This is a genomic window from Herminiimonas glaciei (assembly GCF_042664955.1).
In the GTDB taxonomy this organism is placed as follows: domain Bacteria; phylum Pseudomonadota; class Gammaproteobacteria; order Burkholderiales; family Burkholderiaceae_D; genus Oxalicibacterium; species Oxalicibacterium glaciei.
On record NZ_JBHTBU010000002.1, the window covers coordinates 1033204 to 1046176 of the forward strand.

General features: G+C 54.8%; 13 protein-coding genes. 6 read left to right on the forward strand and 7 right to left on the reverse strand.

The genetic code is table 11. The features are described from left to right. Window positions 1-7: 7 nt before the first annotated feature. Complete coding sequence (locus ACFQPC_RS15810; protein ID WP_382272801.1) at window positions 8-1270, reverse strand: efflux RND transporter periplasmic adaptor subunit; 1263 nt, start codon at window positions 1268-1270, stop codon at window positions 8-10. 247 nt (window positions 1271-1517) lie between these two features. On the opposite strand from ACFQPC_RS15810, the gene ACFQPC_RS15815 reads away from it, so the two are divergent. Continuing rightward, window positions 1518-2159 carry a TetR family transcriptional regulator gene (locus tag ACFQPC_RS15815; protein ID WP_382272802.1) on the forward strand — a complete coding sequence of 214 codons (642 nt, stop codon included), beginning with the start codon at window positions 1518-1520 and terminating at the stop codon, window positions 2157-2159. A gap of 43 nt (window positions 2160-2202) precedes the next feature. Here ACFQPC_RS15815 and ACFQPC_RS15820 read toward each other — a convergent pair whose 3' ends face one another. Genes ACFQPC_RS15820 through ACFQPC_RS15830 form a run of 3 tightly spaced genes read right to left on the reverse strand, consistent with a single transcriptional unit; the run spans window position 2203 to window position 4543 of the window. After that, the gene (locus ACFQPC_RS15820) at window positions 2203-3507 is read right to left on the reverse strand and encodes a TolC family outer membrane protein (protein WP_382272803.1); all 1305 of its coding nucleotides are present in this window, start codon (window positions 3505-3507) and stop codon (window positions 2203-2205) included. A gap of 52 nt (window positions 3508-3559) precedes the next feature. Continuing rightward, the gene (locus tag ACFQPC_RS15825; protein ID WP_382272804.1) at window positions 3560-3883 is read right to left on the reverse strand and encodes a rhodanese-like domain-containing protein; all 324 of its coding nucleotides are present in this window, start codon (window positions 3881-3883) and stop codon (window positions 3560-3562) included. A gap of 9 nt (window positions 3884-3892) precedes the next feature. Then, the gene (locus ACFQPC_RS15830) at window positions 3893-4543 is read right to left on the reverse strand and encodes a protein-L-isoaspartate O-methyltransferase family protein (protein ID WP_382272805.1); all 651 of its coding nucleotides are present in this window, start codon (window positions 4541-4543) and stop codon (window positions 3893-3895) included. A 378-nt stretch (window positions 4544-4921) separates the two neighbouring features. Here ACFQPC_RS15830 and ACFQPC_RS15835 point away from each other — a divergent pair, with 378 nt between their 5' ends. From ACFQPC_RS15835 to recQ, 3 genes are all read left to right on the forward strand, one after another. Further along, a complete protein-coding gene (locus ACFQPC_RS15835; protein WP_382272806.1) occupies window positions 4922-5188 on the forward strand; it encodes a YkgJ family cysteine cluster protein in 267 nt (88 codons plus the stop codon). A 237-nt stretch (window positions 5189-5425) separates the two neighbouring features. Then, complete coding sequence (locus ACFQPC_RS15840; RefSeq protein ID WP_012080779.1) at window positions 5426-6259, forward strand: undecaprenyl-diphosphate phosphatase; 834 nt, start codon at window positions 5426-5428, stop codon at window positions 6257-6259. A gap of 9 nt (window positions 6260-6268) precedes the next feature. Continuing rightward, complete coding sequence (recQ, locus tag ACFQPC_RS15845; RefSeq protein ID WP_382272807.1) at window positions 6269-8092, forward strand: DNA helicase RecQ; 1824 nt, start codon at window positions 6269-6271, stop codon at window positions 8090-8092. Window positions 8093-8120: 28 nt separating this feature from the next. On the opposite strand, the gene trmB is transcribed toward recQ, so the two are convergent. Continuing rightward, window positions 8121-8837, reverse strand: coding sequence for a tRNA (guanosine(46)-N7)-methyltransferase TrmB (gene trmB / locus ACFQPC_RS15850; protein WP_382272808.1), 717 nt, complete (start codon window positions 8835-8837; stop codon window positions 8121-8123). 222 nt (window positions 8838-9059) lie between these two features. On the opposite strand from trmB, the gene ACFQPC_RS15855 reads away from it, so the two are divergent. Together ACFQPC_RS15855 and ACFQPC_RS15860 are read left to right on the forward strand one after the other, a co-directional pair. Next, window positions 9060-9515: a MarR family winged helix-turn-helix transcriptional regulator gene (locus tag ACFQPC_RS15855; RefSeq protein ID WP_382272809.1), complete on the forward strand. Its 456-nt coding sequence runs from the start codon at window positions 9060-9062 to the stop codon at window positions 9513-9515. A 183-nt stretch (window positions 9516-9698) separates the two neighbouring features. Then, window positions 9699-10124 (forward strand): organic hydroperoxide resistance protein, encoded by a 426-nt coding sequence (locus tag ACFQPC_RS15860; RefSeq protein ID WP_041296651.1) that lies wholly within the window; start codon window positions 9699-9701, stop codon window positions 10122-10124. An 89-nt stretch (window positions 10125-10213) separates the two neighbouring features. Here the strand turns inward: ACFQPC_RS15860 and ACFQPC_RS15865 are convergent, their stop codons facing one another. Continuing rightward, a complete protein-coding gene (locus ACFQPC_RS15865; RefSeq protein WP_382272810.1) occupies window positions 10214-11269 on the reverse strand; it encodes a M29 family metallopeptidase in 1056 nt (351 codons plus the stop codon). Between the two features lie 143 nt (window positions 11270-11412). Then, on the reverse strand, window positions 11413-12750 hold the full coding sequence (locus ACFQPC_RS15870; RefSeq protein WP_382272811.1) for a serine hydrolase domain-containing protein: 1338 nt from the start codon (window positions 12748-12750) through the stop codon (window positions 11413-11415). Window positions 12751-12973: the final 223 nt, after the last annotated feature.

Sequence of the window (12973 nt, forward strand, 5' to 3'; positions counted from 1 at the left end):
TACTCCCTTACTTCGACTTCGGTTGTTCTGCGGTCTTGTCTGCAGGGGCGGGTTGCGCTGGTTTGTCTGCAGGAGCAGCAGCTGCGGCCGGAGCTGCTGGTGCTGCCGCTGCAGGAGTTGCGCCCGCTGGAGCAGGTTTTTGCCATTGCACTGGTTTGACCGTTGCGCCCGGTTGGACTTTTTGCAGGCCTTCAACGATGACCTGGTCACCTTCTTTCAAGCCGTCAGTGATGATCCACGCGGTGCCACTGGAGCTGCCGGTTTTGACAGGACGCGAAGCGACCTTGCCGTCAGCACCGACTACCATGACGGCGGAGCCGCCCGGGGTACGCAGCACAGCCTGTTGCGGTACGGTGATAGCGTTTTCATCAACCGCTTGCTCGAGACGGGCACGTACATACATACCCGGCAGGAGCAATCCGTCAGGATTAGGGATTTCAGCACGCAGTGTGACCGAGCCCGAGCTTTCGTCAACCGTCAGGTCGGAGAACAGCAGTTTGCCCGGACGACCATATTCCTGGCCATCATCGGTGATGAGGGTAACTTTGGCAGCGCCTTTGCCGGCGCTCTTCAACTTACCTTCATCCATTGCGCGTTTGAGCTTCAGGACCTCGTTCGCCGATTGCGTCATGTTGACGTAGATAGGGTCGATTTGTTGCACGATGGCGAGCGGGGTGACGTCGCCCTGACCAACCAGAGCACCTTCAGTCACCAGCGCGCGACCGATGCGGCCGGAGATAGGCGAAGTGACGCTGGCATAACCGAGCGACAGGCGGGCGTTTTCACGTGCGGCCTTGGCCGATGCCAGGTCGGCGATCGCTTGCTTTTCGGCGGCCGCGACATCGTCGTATTCCTGTTTGCTGACGGCATTGGTTTCAACCAGCGGCTTGTAACGTTTGGCTTTCTGTTCAGCGGTCGCCAGTGTTGCTTCGCTGCGCGCGACTGCCGCATCGGCACTGTTATAAGTGGCTTGCAATTGGGCCGGATCGATCTGGTACAACAGCGTTCCTGCTTTGACATCGCTGCCTTCACGGAATACACGTTTCAGTACGATGCCAGGTACGCGAGCACGTACTTCGGCGACGCGGATGGATTCCATGCGGCCCGGCAATTCATTCGTTACACCCAGTACGCCTGGTTGTACGGTGACGACGGAAACTTCTTGGGGTGGGGGTGCTGCTGCTTGGTCTGATTTTGCACCGCAACCGGCGATTGCATAAACAAGGAAGAGGGCGGCGCTAAGGCGTGTCAAACGGGGAAGTGAACTCATAAACATCTCGCACGGTAGGTGGATTGCGCTGTCAGAACATCAACAGTCCGGTAAAGAAAAAGGTAAGACTGAATAAAGGCAAATGCATTCGTTTATGCAAGTTTGCCAGAATGCTTTGCTTTGCTGCTATGCAGTAAATCGGGTATTATACATACGTTCGCGAATGTATGTATAGCTGGCAATTATTGTTTTAACCAGACACTAAACATACATAAATATTCGAAAATTATGACAGGACTATGATTTTATGGCTCGCTCAACGAAAGAAGAGGCACTGGAAACACGCAACCGCATTCTGGATGCTGCGGAAGAGGTGTTTTTTACCCGTGGCCTTGCGCAATCTTCGTTAGCAGATGTTGCAGTCGCGGCAGATGTGACGCGTGGTGCAATTTACTGGCACTTCAAAAACAAGAGCGATTTGTTTGAAGCCATGTGCGAGCGCGTGCGTTTGCCGATGGAAACCATGATGACAACGCCGGGCGAAAAATTCGTGCGTGATCCCTTGGGGCATCTACGTCATACCTGGATTTGGTTATTGCGCGATGTCGTCGACAATCCGCGCTCACGCAGGGTTCTGGATATCATATTCCTGAAATGCGAATTGGTCGATCACAACGATCCGATCTGGGTGCGTCAGCGCGAATGTCATCGCGAAGGCCTGGAAAACATGAAGAGTATCCTCGAAGAGGCAGTTGCGATGGGGCAATTGCCGGCCGACCTCGATACCCAGCTGGCGGTATTGAGTTTACACAGCAGCCTGGTTGGTTTGCTGACAGACTGGTTATTTTCGCCGGACAGCTTCGACCTGAAAGAAGTGGTCGAGCCTTTGGTCGATGCCTGCCTGGATGGTTTGCGCAATGCACCATCCTTGCGCCGCAAGAAGGCCTGAATAGTTAATTGATTTTTAGTTAGCCGCGCCGCCGGCGACTGCTTCAGGGCTGGATCAATAAAGTATTGATCTGTACCAGGTCCTGTTCCCGCAGCGAGCCTGCCGCTGATTTCAGGCGCAGGCTATTCATCAATGTGTCGTAACGCGCTTTCGACAGATCGCGCTGCGTGATGAATAATTGCTGCTGCGCATTCAGCACATCGATGTTGATGCGCACACCTACCTGATATCCGAGGCGATTTGATTCCAGTGCCGAACGGCTGGAAACTTCTGCCGCCTGCAAGGCTTTGACTTGCGCCAAACCACTCGTCACACCCAGATAAGCCTGCTGCGCATTTTGTGCGGCAAAACGACGCGCGCTTTCCAGATCAGAGCGTGATTTGTCTTCCAGTGCGATTGCCTGGCGTACACGGCTGGTGACGGCAAAGCCGCTGAAGAGCGGGATATTCCATTGCAAGCCGATTGCACTGGTCGGTCCGGTTCCGCTATTGAGGCTTGAGATCGCGCTGTTGCGCTGGTTGCTGTCGCTGCGGCTGGCGACCAGATCAACGGTAGGGTAATGACCGGCACGGTTGCGCGTGATTTCGCGCTTGGCGATTTCCAGTGCCAGCTTTTGCTGCAATACGACGTAGTTCTGTTCTTCCGCGCTGCTAACCCAGGTATTGATCTGGGCCGGTTCCGGCGCGCTTAATTCCACCCCTTTACGCAAGATGGCTAATTCCGCTGGTGCCTTGCCGATAATTTGTTGCAGGGCGGTGCGCTTGATAGCCAGGTCATTTTGCGCGCCGAATTCCTGCGCGATCACCAGGTCGTAGCGGGCTTGTGCTTCGTGCGTATCGGTGATGGTGGCGGTGCCGACTTCAAAGTTGCGCTTGGCCGAAGCGAGTTGTTCGCTGATTGCATCCTTTTGTACCAACAACGCTGTCAGCGTGTCTTGTGCCGCCAGCACATCAAAGTAGGCTTGCGCCACGCGCAGGATTAGATCCTGTTGCACGATGGCGAAGGCAGCTTCGCTGGCGGCAACCGAGAGTTTGCTTTGTTCGTAAGTCTGCCAGGCGGCGACATCGAGCAAGGGTTGCGACAGCGACAGCGTATAGCCACGCGACTTGATATCCGGCACGTTGTCGCGTTGTGCGTGTTGGTATGTGCCGCTAATGCCGATCAGCGGCAAGAGATTGGCGCGCCCCTGTACCGATGCTTCCTGTCCGGCACTCAGGTTGGCGCGCGCGCTGGAGTAAACCGCGTCATTGACCAATGCTTCCTGATAGAGCTGCAGCAAATTGACCGCCTGCGCCTGCAGTGTAAGAAAAGCGCCTGCGATCAATATGACGAGCTTGGCTTTGGGCATTGCTTTTCCGATTACTGAGGTGGAGATTGAGGCAGGCGAATGACAGATGTAATTAATAAGTCGGCATGGCCGGATCCACCTGTTGCGCCCATGCATGGACGCCGCCAGTGAGATTGGTCACGCGGGAGAAGCCATTGGCTTCAAGGAAGTGCGCTACGCGCAGGCTGCGTGCGCCGTGATGACAGATGCAAACGATAGCGGCATTCCGGTCCAGCTGTTCGAGCTGGCCGGGAATGGTATTCATCGGAATCGAGACCGAGCCTTCGATTTTGCAGGTTTGATATTCCCACGGCTCGCGCACGTCGAGCAGATAGGGGGCGGCACCTTGCGGTGTCGCGATCAACGCTGCCAGTTCCGGCGCGGTCAAGTGTTGCATTGCAATTCCTTAGAACTTGAACTGTGATGGCACAGGTGCGTTACGCAGCGGCTTGAGTAATGTTTCAAACAAGCCGACAGTGCTGAAAGCCACATCAGATGTACGTGTGATGATTTGTGCTGTCATCGCAGGTGCGGTACCGACGACGGCCAGCAGGCGGCCACCGACTTTGAGATTCGCCAGCAATGCTTCCGGTACGCTGGGTACCGAGCCCGATACCACTACGACGTCATAGCTTGCATCGCCCCAGCCTTGTACGCCGTCACCCAGTTCAACCGTGACATTGCTTACGCCATAGTCGGCCAGGTTCTTTTCTGCCAGTGCTTTCAGTTCAGGTTCGATTTCCACGGTGGTCACGTGGCGCGCCTTGTGCGCCAGCAGTGCTGCCATATAACCGGAACCGGCACCGATTTCGAGGACGTTTTCGTGTTTCTTGACGGCCAGCTCCTGCATGATGCGGGCTTCGAGTTTTGGCGTCATCATGCTTTCGCCATGCGGCAGCGGGATTTCGCTATCGGCAAAGGCCAGTGCACGGTAGGCAAGCGGCACGAATGCTTCGCGCTTTACTACAACCAATAATTCGAGGACGTCCAGATCGAGCACATCCCAAGGACGAATTTGCTGTTCGATCATGTTGAAACGGGCTTTTTCGATGTTCATTTTGTTGGCTCTAGAATAGCTAAATAAGAAAAACAGGCATTTTATCAAATGACAGGCGTCCGGCCGCATTCTGACAGTCGAAAACAGGCGCAACATAGCTGGCGTAAGCGCTTGCTATGAAGCGGATGGACTTGAGCATTCCAGGGGGAGGCTGCGGTCACGACGTGATCAGTGTTTGCGGCACTGTGCTGCGCTTGGGCAATGGCTACATTGCCGGGCATCCGTAATGTAAGCGCCCACCCCGCAAGCGTCAAGCCTGCGCGCTGATTCGGGCACCGATTTGTGGTGACAAATGGCTTTTGCACCATAAAAGCGGTGATTTCCGCGCTTCCCGGTAAAATCGCGCCTGTCTTCCATCCCCATCCGAAAAATTGTCGAATGACTAATGTCTTGAGTTGCCGCCCCGATTGCGGTGCCTGCTGCACCGCGCCGTCGATATCCTCGGCGATACCCGGCATGCCGAATGGCAAGCCAGCCGGCGTGCGCTGCGTGCAACTGGATGAGGACAATCTGTGCCGCATCTTCGACCGGCCGGAACGCCCGGCCGTGTGTGGCGGCTTGCAGCCGCAAGCGGAAATGTGCGGCAACTCGCGCGCGGAAGCGATGATTTATTTAATGACATTGGAACGATTGACGGCAGCCTGAGTCGGAGCGTTAGTGCATCTGGGCAGACCGGCTTCCAGTGCGGCAACAGCCCTGCGACAGCTTCTGTTTGCAGAGCAAAATCAGAACAGCGGCATGCGGTCTCGTGGTAACCTTTGAGCCTGCTCGATCGCGCTGACCGAAGTGCCGCATTGCTGGCAGCACAGCGCATACGTTGTAACCCGTACGGCGTCACAACCGGCGGGTTTTTTATTACCCCCTCATATTGAACACATCGCCATGGATCCAATACTCGCGCTCAAAGCCATCATCATGGGCATCGTCGAAGGCTTTACGGAGTTTTTGCCGATTTCATCGACCGGACATTTAATTCTTGCAGGCAGCCTGCTGGACTTTACCGGCCCCAAGGTCAAGGTTTTTGAAATTGCGATCCAGACCGGCGCGATGCTGGCCGTGGTGTGGGAATACCGCGCCAAGATTGCGGCAGTGCTGGGCGGTTTGCTGACCGAGCGTAAAGCGCAAAAATTCGCGCTGAATATTATTATCGCCTTCCTGCCGGCAGCATTGCTGGGCCTGGTGTTCGCCAGCAAGATCAAGGAAAAGCTGTTCGCCCCGGTACCGGTGGCGATTGCCTTTATCGTCGGCGGTTTCATCATCCTGTGGATAGAAAAACGCAATCGCAATACGGATTTCGTTGCCCGTGTCGAGACCGTGGATGACATGACCATGCTGGATGCACTGAAGGTCGGTTGTGCGCAGGCATTCGCACTGATCCCGGGTACCAGCCGTTCCGGTGCCAGCATCATAGGCGGCATGTTCTTCGGCCTGTCGCGCAAGGCGGCTACGGAATTTTCTTTCTTCCTCGCGATTCCTACCCTGATGGGCGCAACGGTTTATTCTGTTTATAAAGACCGGGCCTTGCTGTCCATGGCTGATATTCCTTTGTTCGGCCTTGGTGGTTTCGCTGCTTTCGTATCGGCTTTCCTGTGCGTACGCTGGTTGCTGCGTTACATCAGCACGCATGATTTCACCTTCTTTGCGTACTACCGCATCGTGTTTGGCCTGTTTGTATTGCTGAGCGCTTACTACGGCTGGGTTGTGTGGGCAGATTAAATTGCAAGAATGAGCAAGACTGAACTCGGCGCGCAGGCGCTGCATATCCTCGAAACCGTTTTCGGCTACTCATCGTTTCGCGGTGAACAAGCCGAGATCGTGGATGTGGTCGCGCGTGGCGGCGATGCTTTGGTATTGATGCCGACCGGTGGCGGCAAGTCGCTGTGCTATCAGATTCCGGCCTTGTTGCGTGATGGCGTTGGTGTCGTGATTTCACCGTTGATTGCCCTGATGCAGGACCAGGTGGATGCGCTGGCCGAAGTCGGTGTACGTGCCGCTTTCCTGAATTCCACCCAAAGTTTTGAAGAATCGGTGCGCATAGAAAGACGCTTGCGCAGCGGTGACCTCGACCTGCTGTATGTCGCACCGGAACGTTTGATGACGCCGCGCTGCCTGGACATGCTGGAAACCACCAAAATCGCCTTGTTTGCGATTGATGAAGCCCATTGCGTATCGCAATGGGGGCATGATTTCCGCCCCGAATATATACGCCTGTCAGTCTTGCATGAACGCTTCCCGCAAGTGCCGCGTATTGCGCTGACTGCGACAGCCGATCACCAGACCCGTGCCGAGATTGCTCATCGTTTGCAACTCGACGATGCGCGCATGTTTGTTTCATCTTTCGACCGTCCTAACATCCGTTACCAGATCGTGGAGAAGGCGAACGGTCGCAAACAAGTACTGGATTTTATCGAAAGCGAACATCCGGGCGATGCCGGCATTGTGTATTGCCTGTCGCGCAAAAAAGTCGAAGAGACTGCCGAGTTCCTCAATGAAAACGGCATTACCGCCTTGCCTTACCACGCCGGTATGGAGTTCGCCACGCGCAGTAAAAACCAGGCGCGCTTCCTGCGTGAAGAAAGCATCGTCATGGTGGCGACCATTGCTTTCGGCATGGGCATAGATAAGCCTGACGTGCGCTTTGTCGCGCATCTGGATTTGCCGAAAAGCATAGAAGGCTATTACCAGGAAACCGGCCGCGCCGGGCGCGATGGTGGTGCGGCCAACGCCTGGATGGCTTACGGTTTGCAGGACGTGGTGCAGCAGCGCCGCATGATAGATGAATCGGAGGCGGACGAAACTTTCAAACGGGTACAGAGCGTCAAGCTGGATGCAATGCTGGGCTTGTGCGAGACGCTGCATTGTCGCCGTTCACGCTTGCTAGATTACTTCGGGCAGGCGTCTACACCTTGCGGTAACTGCGACACTTGTCTGAATCCGCCGCGTTCTTTCGATGCAACGGTCGAAGTGCAGAAATTGCTGTCGACGATATACCGTGTAGGGCAGCGCTTCGGCGCGATGCATGTGCTCGATGTCTTGCGCGGTGTGGATTCAGACAAGATCAAGCAATGGCAACATGAAGAGGTTTCCACCTTCGGTATTGGCTCTGATCGCAGCGAAGCGGAATGGCGCGCCATCTTGCGTCAATCTATCGCATTGGGTTTGGTCAGTGTTGATCATGAGTCTTACGGTGCGCTCAAGCTGACCGAAGCGGCACGCCCGGTGCTGAAGGGCGGCGAAAAAGTACAACTGCGTGAATACCAGAAACCGCTCAAATCCAAGCGTGCCAGCAGCAAGCCTAAGGGCTTTGTTGAAACCGATTTGTCGACAGCGGAACAGGCGGTGTTCGAGAAACTGCGTTGGTGGCGTATGGAAACGGCCCGCAAGCACAATGTGCCAGCCTATGTCATTTTCCATGATGCGACGATGCGCGAAATCGCCAAGGCACAGCCGGCTTCGCTCGATGATTTGCGCGGCGTCAGCGGCGTAGGTGAAAAGAAACTGGAGACTTACGGCGCGGATATCGTGGCCTTAATCGCGGAGATGGATTAAGGCCTTCGGCAATACTTCTGCGACAGATTTACTTTTTTTCGAACACCAAATCCCACACACCGTGGCCCAACTTCAAGCCGCGGTTTTCAAACTTGGTGACAGGCCGATAATCCGGCCGCGGTGCATAGCCTTCTGCAGTATTTTGCAAGCTAGCCTCAGCACTCAATACTTCCAGCATTTGTTCCGCATATTCCTGCCAGTCGGTAGCGCAATGCAGATAGCCACCTTTTTTAATCCGTGACGACAGCAATTCCACCAAAGGCGGTTGGATCAGGCGGCGTTTGTTATGCCGCGCTTTATGCCATGGATCCGGGAAGAACACATGCACTCCGGCCAGGGATTCCGGCGCTATCATATTCGTCAACACCTCAAACGCATCGTGTTGAATGATGCGCAGATTGCTTAAGCCCTGTTCGCCTATCAGTTTCAATAAGCTGCCCACGCCGGGCGTATGTACTTCGACACCGATGAAATTCTTTTCCGGCATGCCGGCGGCTATCTTTGCCGTGGTCTCGCCCATGCCGAAGCCGATTTCAAAAATCGTCGGTGCAGTGCGGCCGAAGGCCTGGTTTATATCCAGTGGTGCTTTGGTATAAGGAATGAAAAATTGCGGTCCAAGTTCTTCGATAGCGCGAGCCTGCGCAGTCGACAAGCGACCTGCGCGTGTCACAAAACTGCGGATGCGGTGCTCGGTCGGATCGTAGAAAAGAGGCTTTTTGCCGTCGTCGGCTGTGTGATCGGTCATGCTGGATATCTTCTGTGCGGGAAATAAAGTGCGCGCTTGCCTCGGGGAAAAGCCCAAAAAAGGCCTTCACCAAGTGCGCTGGCGGGGCGTATTGTACCGTGCAGGCATAGTTCCGGCCGTATTCCCGTTGATTTATGCGGCTGAACGACGGGTGGTGCTGTTACAACATTTATTTTTAAAAATAGCTTGCAATTAAATAGCGCACTATATATTATTCTTTCCATGAAATCGAAATCCACAAAACCCGACAACGCTCCGCGGCTGGATAACCAGCTTTGCTTTGCGCTGTACTCGACTTCATTGGCGATGAGCAAGGTGTATCGCAAGCTCTTGCCAAGGTTGGGCCTGACCTATTCGCAATACCTGGTCATGATGGTGTTGTGGGAGCAGGATGAGTTGACGGTGTCGGATATTGGCGAGCGGCTGTTCCTTGATTCGGCTACTTTGACGCCCTTGCTCAAACGCATGGAAGCGGCGGAATTGATTACACGGGTACGTGCGGCCAATGACGAGCGCCAGGTCATTATTACGCTGACCAAAAGCGGCGATGCCTTGCGCAGCAAAGCGCTGGAAATGCAGGGTGAAGTATTGTGTGCGACCGCCTGTAGCTTGGATGAAGTCGTGGCAATGAAAGAACAATTGGTTGCCTTGCGCAGCAAGCTGGCGGCCGGTGGCTAGGTTTTAAAAGCGATGGGGCAAGTGGTATAAATGTCCCATTAATATTTGTATTTAAGTAGTGCGCTATTTAATAGTTTGCAATTAATGTGTTTGTAATGTTTGTTTGGTAGTTTCGGTATGCAGCGAACCGTCCAATTTAAATCGCTGAATTTCTTAAATGAATCAACCTTCAGGAGAATGACCATGTCGATCGAAAAAGTCCTTTACCGCGCTCACGCAACTGCAACCGGTGGCCGTGACGGCCGTGCCGTTTCATCCGATGGCGTACTGGATATCAAACTGGGTACACCGAAAGAACTCGGCGGTGCCGGCGGTGCCGTCACCAATCCGGAACAATTGTTTGCCGCCGGTTACTCGGCATGCTTCCTGGGCGCGATGAAGTTCGTCTCCGCCCGCGAAAAAATCGCCTTCCCGGCAGATGCCTCGGTACAGGGCAATGTCGGCATCGGCCAGATCCCGACCGGTTTTGGTATTGAAGTGGAATTGCAAATCAACCTGCCAGGCCTGGATCGGGCGGTTGCACAAAGCCTGGTTGATAAAGCGCATATCGTTTGCCCATACTCGAATGCCACACGTGGCAATATCGACGTTACGCTGACGCTGGTGTGATTGAATTAAACAGGTTTATAAGCGTTGTGTGGAAAGCGGACTTGCTGATGCAGGTCCGTTTTTTTTGCGGCTGTGCAAGTGTTGGTCGCCTATGCGACTTGCCACGCACCTTCGCTATAGACCAGTTCATCATCCAGATAAACTGCATCCGTCACGGCAAATACATCCACGTGATAACGTGCGGTGGCGCGCCTGATAAGGGCCTTGTTGTAGACGCCGTGTTTGGCACCCAGCGACAAATGGATACCGCACATGCGTTCATAGGTGCCGATGTCATCGACCAGGCGTTCCCGCGAAAAAGCGCGGTTCATGCCAAAGCCCAGTTCCCGTAACCAGACTTCGCCTTCGTCGGCGCGGATATTGGCGAGTACTTCGTCGAATGCCGGTGTCGAATCAATTACATCCGCTACCCGTCCTTTTTCAATGACGAGGGTAATCGCATGTTCCGGTTTATTGACACGGAATGCGGTATCGCCAAAGACGAAAATCTTGACACGGCCGTTGACCGCTTCCAGGTCTTGCGCCTCGGTGAAGACTTCACCTATCGGGAATTGACCGCCGACATTATTCATCTCGCTGTAATCACCGATATTCAGTTTGGCCGGTTCGAACGGCGAGGCAAATAGCAAACGTTCACCCCCGCTTTCAAGTACACCGCGACTCGCCTGGTCGATACGCATCTTCAAGGCTTGCCCGACACCACGGTAATAGTCCGGATCGTAGGCCAGGGATGCAATGTAATGTCCTGCCTGCTCGCCGGTCATGCGCGACAGATGCGGATGTTCTATGACCTTGAGGGAGCGTTTGAAGAGTTCGACGCGGATACGGAAAGCTTCCAGGCGGAAGTTGGTGGATTGGATCAATACCACCAGGTCGTCTGCTTCAAGTTCAGCAAAAGCGGCGAGTACGGCTTCCGGCGCAACGCTGTCAAAGTCGATGAAGCGGGCATCCGGCAGGCAGCGTCGATATGCTTCGCCCAATACCAGAGCAAGCTCGCTACGTGTATCGGTCACTACGAGTGCAGCATGCGCAGCAGTATGTTCTATTGCCAGCGCCAGCACGTTGCGCAAATGTCCTTCAGCGGCGCTGATGGCTTCTTCGCTAATCGGTTTGACGGGTGCTGCATTTGCGCTGGGACTGGTCATCGTGCTGTTCTGAAAGGAGAAATGTCGTGGTGCAGGCAATAATGGTGTGCAGGCAGAAGACAAAGGATTTCTTGTCTGCCTGTTATCGCTTGCACCCCGATGCGGTGACGCATGTTACACCATGCGCCATCGGGAGCCATGTATCAGCGTGGACGGGCGAGCAGGTGCTGTGCCAGTGCATGATAGGCCGGCAGCGAAGTCGGGTCGTTGGCGGCATTGCCCGCTATCGGATTCGATGCAAACCGCACGATCACCATTTCCGCTTTCGGATCGATATAGATGGTTTGGCCATGTACACCGCGTGCCGTGTAAGCGCCATCTTCATTGTGCGTAACCCACCACATATTGCGATAGCTCCAGCCCGGTAACAAGGTGTAGTTCGCTTTGGCAAAGGCTTCCTTGTCGCCGCCGCGGCGTATATCGTCCACTACCGATTTCGGCACGATTTGCTGGCCATTGAAACGACCATTGTTGCGCAGCATTTCACCAAAGCGGGCGAGGTCGCGCAAGCCGGCGTTCAGACCACCACCTGCGAAGGGAGTGCCTATCGAATCGACGGTGAAGTAGGCATCTTGTTCGGCTCCGAGGCGTCGCCAGATGCGTTCGGATAGCAGTTCCGCAACATTACGTCCGGTGACGCGTGCAATCACCCAGCCGAGCACATCGGTGTTCACGGTTTTATAGCCGAAGGCCTCGCCATGCTGTCCTTGCGGTTGTACGGTTTGCAGGAATTCATAATAGCTGCGTGGGCCGGTGTAGTCCTTGGGTTTGGGGAGCGGATTGCCTGCTTGCGCATGGGCCCAGACTTCCGCATTCGGATCGGCATAGTCTTCGCTGAACTTCAGGCCGGTGGTCATATCCAGCACCTGTCGTATGGTGGCATTGCCAAATGCGGATTGTGCCAATTCAGGTACGTAGTCGGCGACGCGCTTATTGGCGTCAATGCGTCCTTCGGCGACCAGCATTGCGCCCATCGTGCCGACCACGGATTTCGTGACGGACATGGCGCCATGCTGACCGTCTGCTTTCAGCACACCGAAGTAGCGTTCGTAGACGATGCGGCCCTTATGCAGGACGACGATGCCATCGGTGTAATTGGTGGCCAGCGATTCCCGCCACGTCATCGCTTGTTTGCCGTTTAGTGGCATGAAACGCACATCATCGATATCGCTACGCAAGGCATACGGCAAGGCGCCGGGCGCGGACAGTCCGCGTGAGACATTCATGGTTGGCATCAACTGGCGGAAGTTGGATACGCTCCAGCGCATCGCCGGAAACTGGAAATAGCTGCCGTCTTCGAAGCGCAGTATGCGATCGGCCGGCGGCGGCGCGCCGACCATCCAGCCCAACTTGGCCGGATCGCTGGCGGCGGCGTCGGGGAAGCGGGCTGCATCGGCTGCTGCAGCACTTGTACAAATACCGCCCACCAGCAAGGCCAGGTAGCAATGGGTGCGCGTATTGCGGAGGATATGTCCGAACATGATGGCAGCCTTTCGATGGAGTCAGCGTCAGTGTGGTGAGGATAGGGTATTTCATTTGCCGTGCATTTGTCTCATTTATCCTAAGCCCTGCCATTATTCAGGTTTTAATACAGATTCCGGTTTGCCAAGTTTTTAGAAGCCTGCGTAGAATGCATGCACAAGAGACGATACACAGCTGTCATTATTTTCAGTTGTGTTTCCAGCCGTTTAGAAAAAGCCACGG